This window comes from Microcoleus sp. B3-D2 (assembly GCF_036705345.1).
Taxonomy (GTDB): domain Bacteria; phylum Cyanobacteriota; class Cyanobacteriia; order Cyanobacteriales; family Microcoleaceae; genus Microcoleus.
The window spans coordinates 45,271-64,699 of the sequence record NZ_JAUBUG010000005.1; the positions used below are offsets into that span (position 1 = coordinate 45,271).

The following is a 19,429-nucleotide window of genomic DNA, read 5'->3' on the forward strand; positions in this document are numbered from 1 at the left end:
TATTTAAGTTGTTTCTCGTTGAGTCTTACAGGAAAGTGCGACGTAAGGAAGCGCGACTGTGAAGGTTGTACCAACGCCCATTTTGCTTTCGCAGGCGATCGCCCCTCCTTGCAATTCCACAGCTTTTTTAACAATTGTTAATCCCAAACCGTTACCTTTAATCTTTCCTGTATTCTTGCAGCGGTAAAACATTTCAAATATTTTCCCTACTTCAGTTTCTGGGATACCGATACCTTCGTCTCGGATACGCATAATTAGTAAGGGAGAGCTAATATTTGTAAATTGGGAATTGGGAAACAAACACTGAGGAGACAAGCAGAAAATAGGTTCTTTGTCTCCTTCGCCTGCTTGACGGCATTCCAATTCCAAGGTGACTTGCCCGCCGTTGGGGGAATATTTGATGGCATTGACGATTAAGTTAGAAATAATGCCGTGCAGTAATTGTTGATCTAATATTGCACTGGTAACATCTGAGGGGATTAATGTTAGTTTGTGCTTGGCTTCATTTCCTAACTGCAATTGAGCGAGCAAGTCTTGACAAAATTCAATTAAATTTATGGGTAATGGATTGCATTTGAGTTGACCTGCTTCTGCTCGACCCATGAACAGCATATCGTCGATTAGCTGGTTCATCTTTTGGGTAGCTGAGTGCACCAGCCGCAGGGTTCTAACTTGGGATTCGTCACTGCTGCGAGTTCGATCGAGCTTTAGCAGTTCCGCAGAAATTAAAATCGCGTTGAGCGGGTTCCGCAATTCGTGAGCGGCCATTGAAATATACTGGTTTTGGCGGTGCGATTTTTCTTCCACCGACTCTCTGACTGCTTCCGAGGCTTTGAGAGATTCTCGCATCTTGGTTTCGATTTCGTGTCTGTGCAGGGCAATCTCGATCGCCACCCGCAAATCATTTTGTTGAAATGGTTTGATAATATAACCGAAGGGGTCTGTAAGTTTCGCTCTTTGCAGCGTTTGATCGTCGGCATAAGCTGTTAAAAATACTGTCGGCACATTTTTATTAGTTTTGATTTTCTCGGCCGCTGTTACCCCGTCCATGTCACCTTTAAGCACGATATCCATCAACACTAAGTCTGGCGGGTTTTCTATCGCTTTTTGAATTGCTTCTTCTCCTGAAGAAACTGTAGCTGTTACTGCATATCCCAGTTTTTTTAATCGACCTGCTATGTCTTGAGCTACAATAACTTCGTCTTCTACAACCAAAATTTGTATAGGGTTCATTTCTCGTTAAATACGCTGCCGATAATTTAACTCTTGGAAAATCAGAGTGTAGCAGGTTCCACGCTGACTGTCAATGGCAATACTCGCCTCTAATTGGTAAGCCAACATTCTCACTAATCGCAATCCTAATGTTTCAGTATTTTCCACGTCAAAATCCGCCGGAAATCCGCAACCGTTATCTTGAATAGTTAAATGAAATTGGTTGTTATTTATTTCATGAAATTTAATAGATATTTCACCATATAAACTTGAGACAAAGGCATACTTTAAAGAGTTAGAAACCAGTTCGTTAATAATTAAGCCGCACGGAATTGCTGTTTCTATGTTTAAATAAATGGGGTCAACTTTGATGTTAAATTGGATGGGAGTGTTGCCACAACCAAAAGATTGATACAAATTAGCAACCAAGTTTTCGACGTAGGGAGACAGGGCGATCTGATCGAGATTTTCGGATTGATAAAGTTGCTCGTGAATCAGAGCCATTGAATGGATGCGGGTCTGGCTTTCTTCAAATAAAGCTAGCGTCGGTTCGTCTTCAATGTATTGAGCTTGAAGTTGCAGCAGGCTGGAAATTATCTGCATATTATTTTTGACTCGGTGGTGAATCTCTTTGAGCAATACTTCTTTTTCGCGGAGTGCTGCTTGGATGCGGGCTTCGGTAAATTTGCGATCGCTGATATCTTCAGCAATACCTGCGATGCGGTAAATTTTGCCCGATTCGTCGTAAATGGGAAAAGCTCGATCGCATAACCAGTGCATTGTGCCGTCTGACCGAAAAAACCGATATTCGGTACTGGTGGATTCGCCCTGTAACACTCTCCTAATTGCCTCTTGCAACAAAGGTTTATCCTCTGGATGCACCCACTCCATGAATTTTAAGGGATCGGCATACAATCCTTCGCGACTGCGCGCCCAGATTTGGTCGTAAGCTGGACTCAGATACAATAAATCGGTGAACTCAGCAGAAATTAGCCAGAAGCAATCTTGGCTATTTTCTGCTAACTGGCGGAAGCGTTCTTCATTTTCGCGGATGGTTTTTTCTGCCTGTTTGCGGGCGGTAATATCTACTGCAAGGCCCACGATGCGGTAAACTTTACCAGATTGATTTTTAATCGGAAAAGCCCGATCGCGAATCCAGCGGATTTTGCCGTCCGGCCTGACAATTCTATATTCTATCTCGTCTTCCGACGCAATTCGTCTAGTTAAATTAGCAATAACGCGCTCGCGATCTTCTGGATGGAGGGAATCTGCAAAAAAGCGCCCGTTAGCATACAAATCAGCGCAGCTTCTGCCCCAAATCTTTTCGTAACCCGGACTGATATAAATAATTTCCTGGGGTTGAACGTTTATCATCCAAAACACGCTTTCAATGTTTTCTGCTAGCTGTCGGAACCTTTCTTCGCTTTCTTTCAGTGCTGCTTCTGTTTTTTTGCGATCGCTAATATCGCGCTGCACGCCAAAATACCCGACGATTCGGCCGTGGGAATCGTAAATGCAAATATAGTCGCCTTCCACCCAAATTATATTTCCGTCAAACTTGCGATTGTCATTTTCGATATGAATTCGGCCTTCATCAAAAAATTGCTTGATTATCTCTCTGCAGCCAGTAAAGTTGCGGGAGAATAAAGAGTCAAGCGTGCAGCCAATAAACTGTTCCCTAATACCTCCGTATTGAGCTATCAAAGCATCATTCGCCTTCGTTACCCGCCCGTTAGCAAACACGTAATCCAAAACTTTTTTTTTGTCAACTGTATCGTCCCAGTGCACGGGTTCGTCCAGCATTACAAAGAAAAAGCCATCTAAAGATTGAGAAAAAAACACTTCTAGCTGTTCCTGGCTTTCCCGCAGAGCTTTTTCGGCGCGCCAGCGAGAGAGAATTTCTTCCTGCAATTGATCGTTTGCTGTTTTCAAGTCTTCAGTGCGCTTTTGATATTTAATTTCTAGCTGATTTTTGATTTCTTCCAGCGCTATTTCTGCCTGTTTTTTTTCGGTAATATCTTGAGTAACGAGCATTCCTGCAAAAATTTCTTCCCGGTCATTTTCGACGGGAGCAACTGTTATTAAATAAACGCGATTTCCGTATTTATATTCAAAAGTATTCTCTTTTCCCGCCAAAGCCGCACGATATTTAGTCTCAAAAAGTTGCCAATCTTCAGGTGGGGATACTTCCCACAAGGTTTTGCCTTCCAACAGTTCTTTAGACAAACCAACTGCTGCCAAACCTTGACCGTCAACCAGAGTATAGCGCAAATCGCGATCGAACAACAACACCGAGCCATTTGGATAATGTTTGATGAGAATTCGGTACATTTCCTGGCTTTTTTCCAGAGATGCGATTAACCGAAGGCGATCGTCATCGGTGATATCAAATTCAGTTACCGAACCCGAAAAGCCAGCATTCTCGACTGCTTTGAGTTGTGCTTCTAATTTCTGGCACAATTCTCTCTGCTGCTGCAAATTCTCTTCTAGTTGCCGAATTTTTGCTGTTTGCTCTGCTACTAATGCTTCGCAGGTTTCGAGAGGTCGATCGATCTTGGTAGGATCAATACACATAAGCGCTCTTTGTTTGGCAGTTGCGGACTTGAGCTTTTTCAAGCCAATACTAACAAAGCTCAAGCCTTCAGTGCCAACTTATATCGTTTCCGGTTGCATCGGTATTGTTCAAACCGTCAACAGTCAACAGTCAACAGTCAACAGTCAACAGTCAACAATTATTTAGGAACTCCCGCCGTCAAGACTTCATGGCCCTCCAGTGTCACCAAAACATCATCTTCAATTCTCACGCCAATACCGCGCCATTTTTCAGGAACCTCCGGCTGTCCTTCAACGGGTTTAATATAAGGAGAAATATAAATCCCCGGTTCCACCGTCAGCACTTGTCCTGCCTGCAAAACTTGCGGATTTTCGCCGTACTGATAAACGCCGACATCGTGCACGTCCAATCCCAGCCAATGACCAGTGCGGTGCATATAAAATGGCTTGTATTTCTCTTCTTTAATTATCTCTTCAATGTCCCCCACCAAAAGTTTTAAATCCATTAAACCTTCCACCAAAACGCGCACCGCTGTTTCGTGAATTTTGCTGTAAGGATTTCCCGGATATACTTGACTAATTGCCTGCAATTGTGCTTGCAAAACTAAGTCATAAATTATCTGTTGTTCGGCTGTAAATTTGCCGCTAACAGGAAAGGTACGAGTAATATCAGCGTTGTAGTACCCGCAAGCACAACCGGCATCTATTAGCAACAAATCGTTTTCCTGCATTTGCCGGTTGTTTTCGATGTAGTGGAGGACGCAGGAATTGTAACCGGATGCAACAATTGAAGGGTAAGCGGGAGTGCAGCCATTTAAGCCAAAAGTATGTTCTATTTCAGCTTGAATTTCATATTCGTATCTGCCCGGTTTGGCGAATTCTTGGGCGCGGTTGTGCGCTGCAACTGAGATATTAGCCGCTTTTCGCATTAATGCTAATTCAGTTTCGCTTTTCACCAGCCGCATCGGGTGTAAAATAATGTTGGAATCTTCGATTGCTGTCGGGCCTGTGCCGCGTTTTGGGTAGGTTGCCATCAACCGTTGCCAGTGATTGAGGACTGTTTGGTCAAAAGTACGATCGCGCCCGAAGTGATAGTATATGCGATCGGCTTTTTCTAAATATTTCGGCAATTTTTCCGCAAGTTCGGCGATGGGGAAAGCTTCATCCGCCCCGTACAATTCCTTAGCGCCTTCTACTCCGGCGCGATAACCGTGCCAAGTTTCTTTTTCCAAGTCTTTTGGCTGCACAAACAAAACAAATTTGTGTTCTTCGTGGTGCGGCGCGATCACTGCTACCGCCGCAGCTTCGTTGAAACCGGTTAAGTAGAAAAAGTCGCTATCTTGTCGGTAGGCATATTCTACATCGTTGTGCATGACGGCAGCGGGGGCGCTGCGAAATATCGCCGTCCCGCTGCCAATTTTTGCCATTAACTGTTCGCGTCTTTGCCGGTATTCGGTGGGGTTTGTCATCCGATTTTAGATTTTAGATTTTAGATTTTAGATTGAGTGTAATATTAACACTCGGCGGTTGAAATCGCTGAGTTTACGGGCACACAGACAAAACCCGCAAGGCAAGGGTTGAAGATAGAGGTGCTCTGTTTTTTTCTGGGTATACTTATTTATTCTATTGTTCTGCGATCGCCAATTTACAAGTATAGTCAACCAGCCGAGACAAAGATGAGTTGCGATCGACTAAAGTCCATCTCGGATCGAAATTAGACCAATTTTCGCCATCTTCGCTAACTCTGACAGTTCTAAACTGTCGCTGCTGGCAGTTAACTTCCATTTGCGCCAACAATTTCTCCTTACTAAACTGTTGAGTTCCTAAAATAGTTCTGACTGGATAAGAGGGAGCACCGGGAATATCGGATTTACTTAATTCAACGCTGCTGGGGTCGATGCAAATATCTACAAAACATCTTAATTTTTCAGCGCGGGCGCTCAAAGTATTGATGGAAACAAAAATCAAAGTTGCTATTAAAAAAAATGACGAATTCTTAGTATCTAGGGCAAATGTAGTATTCATCTGCGTTAATTGGCGTTTAGGGGCGGTTTAATATTATTGACAGTTTAATAAAAAAGTAGGGACGTGGCAATAGTGCCACGTCCCTACTTTTTAAAGACACGGCAGTGCCGTGTCCGTAATCTTTAAACAAGTCTTAAAGCTGAGGAACGTATTGTTCTTTTTCAGGAACAAAAGTGTATTCAGAGACGATTAGGCGCAACTCTTCGCCGTCGATGGTTTCTTTTTCGATCAACAAATCGACTAAGCGATCGATCACGGTGCGATTTTCGCGAATAATTCGGCGGGCGTCGTCGTAGCAGTGATCGACAATTGCTCGAACTTGTCCGTCAATCCGAGAGGCTATTTCTTCGGAATATTCCGATCGCGCTGTGTAGTCGCGGCCGAGGAAAATTTCGCTTTGTTGAGCTTCCAGGGCGATCGGGCCCAAGGTAGACATCCCATAGCGAGTCACCATTTGCCGCGCCATGCCGCTGACTTGCTGCAAGTCGTTACCCGCACCGGTAGTTACTTCGGCATCGCCGAAAACTACTTCTTCGGCTGCGCGGCCACCCAAGGCACCGCTAATCCGCGCTAAAATTTGCGATCGAGAAATCAAACCTTGGTCTTCGCTGGGCATGAACCAAGTCAAGCCGCGGGCCTGTCCGCGAGGAACTAAGGTAACTTTTTGAACTGGATCGTGGGCTTGAATGATTGTACCGACGATCGCGTGGCCGATTTCGTGGTAAGCAATCAAGCGCTTGCTCTTGCTGTCCACCAAAGGAGTGCCTTCCATACCTGCTACCACGCGATCGACTGCATCGTCAACTTCGAGCATCGTAATCGCTTCTTTGCGGCGGCGCGCGGTTAAAATAGCAGCTTCGTTGAGCAAGTTAGCCAAATCAGCGCCGGTAAAACCAGGAGTACGGCGGGCGATGGCGTCCAAAGAAATTTCCGCAGACAGCTTCTTGTTGCGCGCGTGAACTTCCAAAATTTCCAAGCGACCTTTAATATCCGGCGTATCTACAGTAACTTGGCGGTCAAAACGTCCCGGACGCAGCAGCGCTGAGTCGAGCACGTCGGGACGGTTGGTGGCAGCAATGATGATAATGCCAGTATTGCCCTCAAAACCGTCCATTTCCGTCAGCAACTGGTTCAGGGTTTGTTCCCGTTCGTCGTTACCGCCGCCGATACCGGCGCCCCGTTGGCGACCGACTGCATCGATTTCATCGATGAAGATGATGCAAGGAGCATTTTCTTTAGCTTTCTTGAACAAGTCCCGAACGCGGGAAGCGCCGACACCGACGAACATTTCAACAAATTCCGAACCGGAGATGCTGAAGAAAGGCACGCCGGCTTCGCCTGCGATCGCTTTTGCCAGCAGGGTTTTACCGGTTCCGGGAGGGCCCACTAGCAGCACGCCTTTGGGAATCTTCGCCCCGACTGCGGTGAAGCGTTCGGGTTTTTTGAGGAATGTCACTACTTCTTGTAGTTCTTCTTTGGCTTCCTCAACGCCTGCTACGTCGTCGAACAGTACGCCTGTTTTAGCTTCCATTTGAAAGCGAGCTTTGGATTTGCCAAAATTCATGGCTTGGCCCGGGCCGCCGGGAACGTTGCCACCGCGGCGGAAGAGGAAAAACAGGCCTCCTACTAACAAGAGGGGAAATACTAGATTGCCTAAAAGTCCCCAGACAGCACCGTCGTTGCGTAGTGGGTGAGTGTCGAAGCTGATTTTTGAGTCTCTGAGCCTAGAAACCAGTTCCGGGGCATTTGAGGGCAAGTCTACCCGCCACCGCTGCTCGTGATTGTCCAGTTCGGGATCGACTGCTAGGACAATAGCCGTCCGACCTCCGTCGTAAAGGTCAACGCTGGTCACTCGACCGGCGTTTAAGTAATCTAAGAATCGACCGTAGCTCAGGCGGGTGCTGGCGGTGTTCTTGCTCATTTCTGCCGGGGATGGGGCAAAGGCCCCCTGCCACAAGAAAAAGCCGATGACTAAGGCGGGTAAAGTCCAAAGTAGTATAGTTCGCCAAGAAATTTTCATAAATGCGGATGCCTTGAATTGGGGACAGATCGGGTAAGATCGCGGTGTCGGAGAAGTGCGACAAAAGTTTACACTCAGAATCTTAACTAAATTTAACTTAACAATGCACTCTCAGGCAACAGAGCTTCGACCACGATCGCTCCAGAAAAAGTTAGGTTAGTTACGGTAAGGGCGATCGTCCCGAATATAATGTTTGGTGCTGATTTCGATACCGATCTAGGTAGAGTTAGAAGAATCGCCGCAAAACCCACTGTCTTTAAGCGTGGCAGTGTCAAGGGATAAGGCATGATAATGGTGAGGCTCAGTGAGGTAACACATTTCAATGACAACTAGACAGCTTGTTCCTAATTCGGCTATGCTGACCCAGCAGACTAAAGTCGCTTCTAACAAATCGATTATTAGTGCTGATTTGGGTCGGACGGCAACTAAAGCTTGCGTGAGTCGCAACCCGAGTAGCGTTGTTTTCATCCCTGCTAACGTGGCTACTATGCCCGTGGAAAAGGTGCGGGGTGGCAGCTTTGAGTCGAAAGCAACAGACCCTCTGTTGGATATGTGGCTGGAGTACCAGGGCAAGGGGTACGCGATCGGTCAACTGGCGGCAGATTTTGGCGCTAATCTCGGTGGCGCCGACCAGTCGAAAGTAGTAGATGCTTTGGTTAAGGTCTTTTCCTGTGCTGGATATTTCCAGATGAAGGGCGAAATAGCAGTTGTGCTGGGTTTGCCGTTTTATTCGCAGGATCAGTTTGAGAAGGAAAAGGAAGAAATTATCAGCCAACTGCGCTCTCCCCACGTTGTGGTGTACCGGGGCGAGCGGGTGGATATTAACATCAGTCACGTTTGGGTGATGCCGGAAGGGTTCGGCAGCCTGATTTGGTGTGAGGCTCAAGATAACAAGGAGTTTACGCCGGAGTTGCCCGAACTGTCGGTGGCTGTTGTTGATATCGGACACCAAACTACCGATTTGTTAATGGTCGATCGTTTCCGGTTCGCCCGGGCGGCTTCTAAGAGCGATTCCTTCGCAATGAACAAGTTCTACGAACAAGTTGCCTCAAAGATTCCGGGAGCAGACCCTCAATCGCTGTCTTTACTGGAAGCGGTGAATAAACCCGAGGGCCAGCGTTTTTACCGTCCCAGAGGAGCGACTAAGCCGACTAATTTAGATCCGATTATTAAGGATTTGCGGGAGGCTTTCGCTAACGAACTGTCCGAACGTTTGGTGCAGTGGCTGCCGGAACGTGTGACGGATGTGGTTCTGACTGGCGGGGGCGGCGAGTTTTTCTGGGAGGTTTTGCAACCTTTGCTTAAAGACGCCAATCTTAAGGCTCACTTGGCTCAGCCTTCCCGGAAAGCTAATGCTTTGGGACAGTTTATTTATGCTGAGGCTCAGCTAGCCACGATAAAGTAACGCATTAAGGCTTGAACCCTATGGCACTGTGGGCAAAAAATAAGGCGAATTTCTCGGTGGCGTTTACGGAAGATGCTGCGGATCAAACTTTGCTGGCCGCTATTGAAAAAGAGTTGGCTTTCACGAAGTATCAGACTTTCAGCAATCTCTGCAAGCAAGCTTTGTGGCAGTTTTTGTCTGTATCTGAGTCTGCTAGCTCTACACAGAGCTTTCAGCGGTTGGAACAGCGTATTGCTGAACTTGTGGTCAAATTTGCTGAGTTTGAGCACAATGTTTCGGCAGAGGAATTAAGCCGTTTGGAGGGACTGGAACATCACCTGAGTCAACTCAGCGCGCAGTTGGATCAGTTGCAGGGGACTGTTAACAGTAAGTTTGCTCAAGTTTCTTTTGCCCAAGTTTCAAAAGTAGTAGAGCCTGGCCCGATTGAGTCTGAATCTGTGGCGGATGATAATGTAGTGTCTGATGCTGAAGTTGCTCCTCCTCGGAATTCCGATCCTTTGTTGGAGCGTTTAAGTTCTTTGTTACCCCAAGATTTCTAAAATGAGGTAGACCCAGGCTAAAAAGTCTGGAGATGTAATGTTAGTGGCCCGCTGTTGGCAGCCGGTACTGAATACAGAAACAAAGCGATCGCTCTTTTGAAAAAAAAGGGCGATCGCTTTGTTATTGCCGATTTTAGATTTTAGATTTTAGATTTATATCATTTCCGGTTACACCGGAATGATGTTGACTGTTGACGGTTGACTGTTGACAGTGAACAGTCAACAGTCAACCGTCAACAGTGAACTCGAATTTACTATTCCGATGCTAACGGATTTGATATTACTCATTTTTGTCTATACCATTCCTATTATTCGATTAATCCTAATTTTTGTAATCGCGAACGAATGGCACTAGGCTGTCGCTGAAATCTCTGAGCTAATTCGTCAATTTGTTGACCGCTAGCATATTCTTTCTTCAAATTTTCGTCTTCATCCTGACTCCACTTGACATAAGCTCTGGGATATTTCTGGCGAATTTTCTCATTCTGGGTTTTAGGCCGATAACCATTCTTTTGATCTGCATTCAAACCAGAACCAAACTGTGGGTTAATTTCTCCACCGCGACTAGCTACCGCCTCTTGCACGCGGTTGGGAATCACAGCAATTTCTTCTGAGAGCTCAGCCAAAGCATTGTCTACTTTTTGCTGAAGTTCTGTTAGCTGCCGCTGCTGCAAACTGCCCCACTGTGGCAGTTCGTTGATAAACTGCTGCAAGTCCAGAATTATTGTTGTCAAAGTTTCGACTTGTTGCAACTCCGGCCGCTGTTTGAATTGGCGGCTGGTTAGTTCGATCTCGCTTTGAATCATTTTAATAGTTTTTTCTAAAATTATTAGTCGCTGGCGCAGGTTCTCAATTGCTGAAATGAGAGAGTGTACGTTTTCTCCAGGCCCAACAACATTGAGATTTTCGCGAGAGGTTTGAGCAACAGCTTCGTCTAAAGCATTTACAGCAAGTTGCAATTCCTCGATCGCGCGATCGGTAGTAGCTGCTTGTTGATTTACGCGATCGAACGTGGCCGCCGTACTTGCTTTAACTTGCCCGTGCAGCTTCTGCCGGTTCACAAAATTCAACACCAACGAAATCACTACAGGCACTTGAGCATAAACGCTCTGCCCCCAAACCAAACTAGCAGCCAATCCCACAGCAGAGGCAGCAAGAAAAACCAATTCAGCAGTTTCTAACAAATTGCTGGACGTGGGATTTGGGATTTTGGTTGGTGAATTGGATGATGACATAGGCTAATACCATTTTAGATTTTAGATTTTAGATTTTAGATGTGGAATGACTGATGAAGCTCGGAGTTTGGATCGCGGGCCTATAGTTGCATTATTTTTTTCAACTGGTACAAGTATGCGGATAACAATAAAGTACGCGAGCGCAGCTATCCGGTAGGAAATCGCACGCAGGCGTCGAATTGAGTAGTGGTGAAAAACCCATTAAGGTTTTTATTGACAGCCATGTAATTAAATATATTAAAGCTGCAAAATTAGTCGAGCTAAAGTGAAATAAATCAAGACCCCAAGGACATCAACTGCGGTGGTAATAAAGGGAGCAGACATTAAAGCGGGGTCTAAACCCAAAGAACGAAATAGAAACGGCAGAGCTGAACCGGCAATAGAAGCTAAAATTGCGATCGCAAACAAACTCACTCCCACCGCGAGTGCCACTGCTAAACTCCCTTGCAGAGTATAAGCCCAGCCCGTCGCTACAGTCCCCAATATAGCTCCTAGCAGCGCTCCCGCCATCCCCTCCCGAACAATTACTTGAAACGGGCCCATTGCTGTAATTTCGTCAGTGTTCAAACCGCGAATTACAACAGTTGAGGACTGAGCTCCGACATTGCCTCCAGTGCCAGTCAGCAAGGGAATAAAGGCTGCTAAGGCGACTACTTGGTTCAAAATATCTTCTTGAGCTCTAATAATTGCGCCAGTGACAGTATTAGTTAAAAGCAGAACAAACAGCCACACGACTCTTTTCCGGGCAACGGTAATTAAATCGGTCTGAAAATAATTGTCGCCGCCGGACTGGACGCCGCCCAAGGTATAAATATCTTTGGCTGCTTCTTGTTCTAAGATGTCGATCGCGTCGTCAACTGTAATGATCCCGACGAGCCGCTGTTCGCGGTCTACAACGGGCACAGCTAAAAAATCGTAACGCTGGATCAGCCTAGCTACTTCTTCTTGATCCGTTCCTGTTTGAACAGAAACTACGTCGCGGGTCATAATTTCGCCGACAGTTTTGTCGAGGGGCGAAGTGACTAAATCCCGCAAGGATAAAATGCCAGTCAAGCTGCGTCCGGCGTCGGTGACGTAAAGAGAATAAATTGTTTCGGTAGTTCTAGCCAAAGAGCGAATTCGGTCTAAAGCTTGGGCGACGGTAAAGCTTTCTTTCAGAGAAATATATTCCGGGGTCATGATCCGACCGGCGGTACTGGCTTCGTAACCCAAAAGTTGAGCCGTAGCTTCGCGTTCCGTCGGGCTCAATTCACCCAACAGGCGACGGACTAATATTGCCGGCAGTTCGTCAAACAGTTTAGCTCGATCGTCCGGGGACATTTTGTCTACAATATCAATGACTTCTTGGCGTTTGAATTTTTCGCAGAGGGACTGCTGAACGGTGGAGTCGAGATATTCGTAAACTGCGATGGCTTCGTCTTTGGAAAGCAAGCGGAAAGCTATTACTTGCATGGTTTCTGGCAGGCCTTCGATAGCTTCAGCTATGTCTGCTTCCTGCACCGGGTGCAAAATCGCTTTTGCTCCTTTAAAGTCTCCTTCTTCCAACAGGGCCCTTAACTGCGATCGAACTAATTCCCGGAGTTCTTTTCGCGCGTAGGTGGGTAGAGAAGACGATTGATAATTTTTTTCTGTTGTCACTGATGACCCTCCTAAACCTGTGCTGCGCGCCTTCCTGAATCCAGTTTAGAGCCTATTGACGCCACTGGTTGCAGTGGCGATCGCACTTGCCCTGACAATATCCGCAGCTTATATGAAATCCGGCTTAAATACCCCTTTGTTTCTTAGTCGCTCTCAGCGAGGACGAAAGTTTGACTCTTGAGCGATTTCCATCGTCGAGTCGGAGCAAAGGGTTTTTAACGCGGATTTAGTATTACCCCTCTCCATCGGGTGCGCGCGAAGCACCTTAGCCGAGTGGGTATTAAATACATTTATCTCGATCGGCGACACTCCTTGGTAGGAAAGGAGAATTGCGCCCGCTCACTTTTTCCAACAGGTTCGTCGAACTTTGATTGCGAATAAAATTATTGACTGTTTCTTTCTATTCAGTGTCGCTTACTGGCAAGATTATGCCGTAGGAAATGCAGGTTAAAGGCTGCTGCTGTATAATAGAATATTGGCTTTGAGTTACACCCTGTCTCAGCGCTTCTGGGACTAACAGCATCCTGTCGCTGGCGAAGGCATCGGTTGTTCCGGATACCGCATCTTTTACACCCGACTGTCGGCCCGTGATACCTTCATAAATTGCCTCCGAATAGTGTAGAATTTTCAAAAAACAGAGGTGACATTACAAGGTTTGTAACAATGTGCCTATTGTGGGATAAACATTCTTGGCGCTCTTAGTTTTATTACGGAATGTTTAAATTTGTATCTTTTTCTTAACCCTTTTATATTATTTACCAAATATTTATTTTTTTCTCTAGGGTCTTGTTATGGTTGCTTCAAGCGAACTTACAGCACTTTGCAACAAGAGTGAAATACCCTTAGTTATAAAAATAGCTCTGTATGACCCACTGCCCCTGCTGCTCGAATCAAATGCTGCGTCACGTTGGCCAGCATCAAATCTACTGGTTTTGTCGCCAATGTTGGCAAACAATACCTATTTACAATCTGAACAGATCTAGCTCATCGCCCTATATAAATATAGTTAAAGGGCTAGGGGTTAAGAAACAACATTCTTTACCGATGCAATTTAACAGCTCAACTTAGGGGGTATAAAGTTTAGAGATGGCCTTATTATTAACTGGATTTCCGGTAAAACCTTAGTTTTATTGCATCATTAAATTACCCAAGTATATCCCAAAAAATTGAAGAGATCTCTATTCATTTCTCGCTTAATTTATGGTAATCCCTCGACGCAACGTAATTATAAGTTTAGGCCAAACACCACTTAAACGATTGCTACCTCTTTTGCTGGGTGTGGTGGCCTCTGTTGCTGTTTTATTTACGTGGCAACAGCTAACCATCAACGGACAAATCCACATCGAGCAGTTAATTCAGCAGGAAGCCAATGCGATTCAGTCCCAACTGAGCGAAGGATTATCAATTCGGGTGTTGACACTTCGGCAAATGGCGAATCGCTGGGAAGCTAATGGCGGTACACCAAAGGCTCTTTGGGAAGCCGATGCTGAGGCTTATGTAAAGGATTTCTACGGTTATCAGGCGATCGCATTAGTCGATCCATCATTTAAAGTGCGATGGGTTGCGCCCCTGGCAGGGAATGAGGCAGCGCAAAACCTAGATTTTAATCGGGAACTGCGTTGCAAAATTACTTTGCAAGTAGCTCGTGATTTGCGTCAGCCTATCTTAAGTCGCAATATTTCACTTGTTCAAGGGGGTGAAGGGTTTCTAGCAAGTTTTCCTTTATTTGTAGGTAATCAATTTGAGGGGTTTATTGTCGGAGTTTTTCAGTTTCAAACTCTATTTGACAGTATTTTAAAAGTGTCACACGGGTACAAGGTGGCTATCTATGCTGGCACAAATTTGATCTACGGTCAAGAGATTTTATCTCACTATTTACAGCCTAAAACAGTTGTAGTGAAAGCCTATAGTGTAGACTGGCGAATAGATGTTTATCCAACTTTAGAGTTACTAGAAAGAAACTTTTATTTGCCAATAGTTGTGTTAATAGGTGGCTTAATTTTAGTTGGGTTGCTTATGTTGGTCGTGTATCTCGCACAAGTTAGTTATTCCGAAGTCGATAACTTCAAAAAATCCAATCGCCAGTTGCAATGGGAAATTCACCAGCGACAACAGGCAGAAATGGCGATCGCTCGACTAGCTGCGATCGTTGAATCTTCGGAAGATGCCATTCTCAGTAAAGATTTAGAGGGTGTAGTTACAAGTTGGAATGTAGGAGCAGAAACAATTTTTGGCTATACAGCCGTCGAAATAGTAGGGCAATCAGGGACAAAACTGATTCCCGCAGACTATCGAGATGAGGAAAACGAAGTTCTCACCAAAATCCAGCGAGGAGAACGCATCGAACACTACGATACAAAGAGGCTGAGGAAAGATGGAACATTAATCGATGTCTCGATGAGTGTCTCCCCCATTAAAGATAAAACAGGGAATATCATTGGAGCCTCAAAGATTGCTCGGAATATTGCTGACCGCAAACAAGCAGAAGCAGCACTACGTCAAAGTGAAGAACGCTGGGAACTGGCTGTACGCGGTAATAACGACGGCATTTGGGATTGGAATGTTCAAACCAACGAAGTCTTCTTCTCTAGTCGCTCGAAGGAAATATTGGGCTATGAAGAGAAGGAAATTCAAAATAGTGTAGATGAATGGAGAAATCGGGTACATCCCGATGATTTGGGATGGGTAATGCAAGCCGTTCAAGACCATTTTGCCAAGAAAACTCCTTTCTATCTCACAGAACATCGTATTCGCTGCAAAGATGGTTCCTACAAATGGATTCTCGATCGCGGTCAGGCACTTTGGGATAATGCAGGTAAGGTAATTCGGATGGCTGGGTCTCACAGCGACATTACGGAGCGCAAGCAAGCTGAAGTTGCTTTACAGGTAAGCGAAGCCAGATATCGGCAATTGATCGATAACTTAAATGCGGGTTTTGTGATTCATGCGACAGATACCAGCATCCAATTATGTAATGAAACGGCGGGTGAATTACTAGGGCTTTCAATGGATCAAATGCTGGGAAAAACCGCGATATCTCCGGCCTGGCATTTTGTGCGGGAAGATGGCAGCGTTCTGCCCCTACAGGAATATCCGGTCAATCAGGTTTTATCCACTGGAAGTTCCCGGAAAAATTATCTATTAGGAATTAAAAAAGACATTGATAGTTGTGTTTGGGTATTAGTTAATGCCTACCCCGAGATCGATAAAAACGGTCAAATTACACAAGTTGTAGTTACCTTTATTGATATTACTAAGCGCAAAAAAGTAGAGCAGGAAATCCAAACAACTCGCAATTTCTTACAAGCACTGTTGGATCATCTACCGGTGGCAATTTTTGTTAAGGACGCAGAGCCTAAACGATTTGGCAGATTTCAGTTTTGGAATAAAACCAGCGAACGGTTATTTGGCATCTCATCCGAACAAGCGATCGGCAAAAGCTGTTATGATTTTTTCCCAATAGAACAGGCTATATTTTTTGACCAAAAGGATAGAGAAGCCTTTGAGAAAGGTAAAACTGAGGATATTCTCGAAGAAGTTATTGACAGTCATAGTCTGGGTCAACGTTGGCTGCATACTGTGAAGATTCCCATTTACGACGAGCAGCATCAGCCCCAGTACCTACTTTGTTTTTCAGAAGATATCACCGATCGCAAACACGCAGAAGCAGAGCGTAAAGAAATGAGTGAGGTGATGCAAAATGCGGTGTCCGGCATTTCCAAACTGGATGTACAAGGGCGTTATCTCTATGTGAATAAAGCTTATGCTGACATGACAGGCTATCACCCAGAAGAAATGATCGGGATGTCCTGGGAAAATACGATACATCCCGAGGACTTGAAAAAACTGATGACCCTCTATTGGCAGATGGTGAAAGAGGGCAGAGTGGAAGTTGAAATGAAAGGAATTCGTAAAGACGGTTCGGTTTTTTACAAACAAATGGTGATGATTTCAACTTACGACGAACAGCAGCAATTTTTGGGGCATTACTGCTTCATGAAAGATATTAGCGATCGCAAAAAAGCCGAAGTTGCACTCGAACAGGAACTTCGGCGAAGTAAAGGCTTTTTCAACACTTCCCTGGACGGTGTTGTTATCATGGATCGGCTCGGAAAAATAGTCGATTTTAGCCCGAGTTTTGCGCGGATGCTGGGCTACACCCTGGAAGAAACCATGAATCTTAATGTCTTTGATTGGGATGCTCAATGGACGAAGGAAGAACTACAAGTTATGTTAACAAAAGAGAAAAATCTTCCTCTGTTTGAGACGCGACATCGGCGTAAGGATGGTTCGGAGTATGACGTGGAAATTAGCTGGAGCCGGGTGGAATTAGAAGGTGAGATGATGCACTTGTGTATTTGCCGGGATATCAGCGATCGCAAACGGAACGAAGCCGAACGCCAACAAGCAGAACAGGCACTCCGAGAGAGTGAAACTCGCTTCCAAGCCTTTATGAATCACAGCCCTGCCCCTGCCTGGATTACCGATGGAAATGGTGTAATGCTCTATGCCAGCCAGACTTATCTCAATACCTTCGAGTTACCCACTGAGGATCTGATTGGAAAATCGATTTTTGAACTTTACCCCGTCGCCATTGCCCAACAATTTTTAGACAATATCCAAACGGTTGCTCAAACCAACGAGCTAATGGAAACGATTGAGATTGCGTCCCGTCGAGATGGAACCCTGGGTGAGTTTCTGGTTTACAAATTTCTCATCCCCGACTTATCTGGGCAAATGCTAGTAGGTGGTGTGGCGATCGATGTGACGCGACAGCATCAAGCGGAAACCGCTTTACAACGGAGTGAGGAACGCTTAATGCTGGCACTAGAAGCCTCTGGAGATGGACTATGGGATTGGAAAATTGAAACTGGAGAAGTTTACATTAATTCCTACTACCAGGAAATGCTGGGTTACAAGCCGGGTGAATTGGTGATGGATGTGAACGTCTGGAACCAGATCATTCATCCTGATGATAAATTCTGGGTTTTGGAGTCTCTGAATAGTCACTTGCAAGATAGCTCAGTTAAGTATGCCTTTGACTATCGTGTGCGTTGCAAGTCAGGTGAGTGGAAGTGGATCGCTAACTACGGGAAAGTCGTTGCCTACAATGAAGATGGTAAGCCTTTACGAATGATTGGAACGCACAAAGACATCAGCAATCGCAAACGGAAAGAACTGGCACTGCTGCACGCAATGGAAGCAGCAGAAGCAGCGAACTTGGCAAAAAGTACCTTCCTAGCCAATATGAGCCATGAATTACGCACTCCTCTCAACGTAATTCTAGGATTTGCCCAGGTGATGACCCATGACCCCTCTTTAACTTGCAAGCAAAAAGAAGACCTGCAAACAATTCGGCGGAGTGGGGAGCACCTCTTGAGTTTGATTAACGATGTGTTGGATCTTTCCAAAATTGAATCGGGACACTTCACAGTGGAAGAAAGCGGATTTGACTTAATTTCGCTGCTGCATTCCCTCCGAAATATGTTGGCGGAACGAGCAAGTTCTAAAGGACTTGACCTTTGTTTCGAGATTGCGCCAGAAGTTCCCCAATTTATTATTGCCGATGCTCAAAAACTGCGCCAAGTTTTGCTCAATCTCCTGAGTAATGCCATCAAATTTACCGATCGGGGAAGCATTAGTTTGCAAGTCAGCATTAAGGCGGACGGTACAGGGGCATTAACCACTACTCGGCCGATTCTCCAGTTTGTAGTCGCTGACACAGGTGTAGGGATTGCATCGGTCGAACTCAATACTATCTTCGATGCGTTTGTGCAAGCCCAAGCTGGGAAGCGATCGATCGGCGGTACCGGGTTAGGTCTAACCATCAGCCGCAAATTGTTGGAACTCATGGGCGGAAAAATTTCTGTCAGCAGCACTGTGGGACAGGGGAGTACCTTCACCTTTACCCTTCCCGTCAGCCCCATCAGTGGAGTTAATGTTACACCCGAAGAGAATAATCGCCTGGTGATTGGGCTGGCTCCCAGTCAACTGGATCATCGCATTTTGGTGGTTGACGATCAAGCAGAAAATCGCTTGCTAATGGTCAGATTACTGACACAATTAGGATTAGAGGTAAAAGAAGCTACCAACGGACAACAAGCGGTGCAGATTTGGCAACAATGGCAACCCGACCTAACCTGGATGGACATTCGGATGCCCGTGTTAGATGGATACGAGGCTACGAAGCAAATTCGGGCAATGGAAGACGGACACAACAGTATCATTATTGCACTTACGGCCCAGGCGTCGCAGAGCGATCGCGCCCTCGCCTTAGCTGCTGGCTGCAACGACTACATCAGCAAGCCCTTCCGGGAACAGACCCTATTTCTTAAGATGGCGGAATACCTAAGTTTAGAGTATGTATATGAGGAAGAGGAAACAAAAAAGGGGGAACGGGGAACAGATTGTTTTCCTTCTTACCTCTGTTCTGTTTCCCCTGGGGTTTCAGATTCCCTCGATCCAACGCTTCTGGCGACATTACCAAAAGTATGGGTGGTTCAGTTGGAAGATGCTGCTTTATGTGGGGATGATGTTGCGATCGTTGAACTGGTAGCTCAACTTTCCTCAGACCTCGCTCAATTCGGTACTCATCTGACGGAACTCGCCAATCAGTATCAATTTGAGAAAATCATTAATCTAATTCAAGGTAATTTCCCCAGTGGAATTCCTCCATTGGATTTATAAGCTGTTGTGCAGTTAAACGTTTGATTAGGACTAGGGAATTAGGAACAGCACACAAGAATACAATCGAGTTATTCGTAATTCTTGAACAAAACCTCCTTAATTTATATTGAAAATT

General features: G+C 45.5%; 11 protein-coding genes. 3 read left to right on the forward strand and 8 right to left on the reverse strand.

Translation table 11 applies throughout. From position 1 onward, the window contains the following. Positions 1–3: 3 nt before the first annotated feature. From QUB14_RS03320 to ftsH2, 5 genes are all read right to left on the reverse strand, one after another. A complete protein-coding gene (locus tag QUB14_RS03320) occupies positions 4–1,233 on the reverse strand; it encodes an ATP-binding protein (protein WP_333215197.1) in 1,230 nt (409 codons plus the stop codon). A 6-nt stretch (positions 1,234–1,239) separates the two neighbouring features. Next, positions 1,240–3,786 carry a PAS domain S-box protein gene (locus QUB14_RS03325; protein WP_333215195.1) on the reverse strand — a complete coding sequence of 849 codons (2,547 nt, stop codon included), beginning with the start codon at positions 3,784–3,786 and terminating at the stop codon, positions 1,240–1,242. 158 nt (positions 3,787–3,944) lie between these two features. Beyond that, positions 3,945–5,234: an aminopeptidase P N-terminal domain-containing protein gene (locus tag QUB14_RS03330; protein ID WP_333215193.1), complete on the reverse strand. Its 1,290-nt coding sequence runs from the start codon at positions 5,232–5,234 to the stop codon at positions 3,945–3,947. A 154-nt stretch (positions 5,235–5,388) separates the two neighbouring features. After that, positions 5,389–5,790 (reverse strand): hypothetical protein, encoded by a 402-nt coding sequence (locus tag QUB14_RS03335; protein ID WP_333215191.1) that lies wholly within the window; start codon positions 5,788–5,790, stop codon positions 5,389–5,391. A 133-nt stretch (positions 5,791–5,923) separates the two neighbouring features. Continuing rightward, on the reverse strand, positions 5,924–7,810 hold the full coding sequence (gene ftsH2 / locus QUB14_RS03340) for an ATP-dependent zinc metalloprotease FtsH2 (RefSeq protein ID WP_190736779.1): 1,887 nt from the start codon (positions 7,808–7,810) through the stop codon (positions 5,924–5,926). A 322-nt stretch (positions 7,811–8,132) separates the two neighbouring features. On the opposite strand from ftsH2, the gene QUB14_RS03345 reads away from it, so the two are divergent. Both QUB14_RS03345 and QUB14_RS03350 read left to right on the forward strand, forming a co-directional pair. Further along, positions 8,133–9,215, forward strand: coding sequence for a ParM/StbA family protein (locus QUB14_RS03345; protein WP_333041971.1), 1,083 nt, complete (start codon positions 8,133–8,135; stop codon positions 9,213–9,215). A 20-nt stretch (positions 9,216–9,235) separates the two neighbouring features. Further along, on the forward strand, positions 9,236–9,754 hold the full coding sequence (locus QUB14_RS03350; RefSeq protein WP_190655684.1) for a hypothetical protein: 519 nt from the start codon (positions 9,236–9,238) through the stop codon (positions 9,752–9,754). A gap of 308 nt (positions 9,755–10,062) precedes the next feature. Here the strand turns inward: QUB14_RS03350 and QUB14_RS03355 are convergent, their stop codons facing one another. The 3 genes from QUB14_RS03355 to QUB14_RS03365 all read right to left on the reverse strand — a co-directional run bounded on the left by QUB14_RS03355 (position 10,063) and on the right by QUB14_RS03365 (position 13,258). Further along, the gene (locus tag QUB14_RS03355) at positions 10,063–10,989 is read right to left on the reverse strand and encodes a hypothetical protein (RefSeq protein WP_333215187.1); all 927 of its coding nucleotides are present in this window, start codon (positions 10,987–10,989) and stop codon (positions 10,063–10,065) included. 237 nt (positions 10,990–11,226) lie between these two features. Continuing rightward, on the reverse strand, positions 11,227–12,627 hold the full coding sequence (gene mgtE / locus QUB14_RS03360; RefSeq protein WP_333215185.1) for a magnesium transporter: 1,401 nt from the start codon (positions 12,625–12,627) through the stop codon (positions 11,227–11,229). A gap of 400 nt (positions 12,628–13,027) precedes the next feature. Further along, positions 13,028–13,258, reverse strand: coding sequence for a hypothetical protein (locus QUB14_RS03365; RefSeq protein WP_333215183.1), 231 nt, complete (start codon positions 13,256–13,258; stop codon positions 13,028–13,030). A 569-nt stretch (positions 13,259–13,827) separates the two neighbouring features. Between QUB14_RS03365 and QUB14_RS03370 the strand changes: the two genes are divergently transcribed. Next, entirely contained in the window at positions 13,828–19,314 is a 5,487-nt protein-coding gene (locus QUB14_RS03370) for a PAS domain S-box protein (RefSeq protein WP_333215181.1), read from the forward strand. Positions 19,315–19,429: the final 115 nt, after the last annotated feature.

What these genes read in the sequence shown, in the direction of transcription:
- QUB14_RS03345 (WP_333041971.1), top strand. Translation starts at nt 8,133, where the DNA reads ATGACAACTAGACAGCTTGTTCCTAATTCGGCTATGCTGACCCAGCAG.
- QUB14_RS03350 (WP_190655684.1), top strand. Translation starts at nt 9,236, where the DNA reads ATGGCACTGTGGGCAAAAAATAAGGCGAATTTCTCGGTGGCGTTTACG.
- QUB14_RS03325 (WP_333215195.1), bottom strand. Translation starts at nt 3,786, where the DNA reads ATGTGTATTGATCCTACCAAGATCGATCGACCTCTCGAAACCTGCGAA.
- ftsH2 (WP_190736779.1), bottom strand. Translation starts at nt 7,810, where the DNA reads ATGAAAATTTCTTGGCGAACTATACTACTTTGGACTTTACCCGCCTTA.
- QUB14_RS03330 (WP_333215193.1), bottom strand. Translation starts at nt 5,234, where the DNA reads ATGACAAACCCCACCGAATACCGGCAAAGACGCGAACAGTTAATGGCA.
- QUB14_RS03335 (WP_333215191.1), bottom strand. Translation starts at nt 5,790, where the DNA reads ATGAATACTACATTTGCCCTAGATACTAAGAATTCGTCATTTTTTTTA.
- QUB14_RS03320 (WP_333215197.1), bottom strand. Translation starts at nt 1,233, where the DNA reads ATGAACCCTATACAAATTTTGGTTGTAGAAGACGAAGTTATTGTAGCT.
- QUB14_RS03355 (WP_333215187.1), bottom strand. Translation starts at nt 10,989, where the DNA reads ATGTCATCATCCAATTCACCAACCAAAATCCCAAATCCCACGTCCAGC.
- QUB14_RS03370 (WP_333215181.1), top strand. Translation starts at nt 13,828, where the DNA reads ATGGTAATCCCTCGACGCAACGTAATTATAAGTTTAGGCCAAACACCA.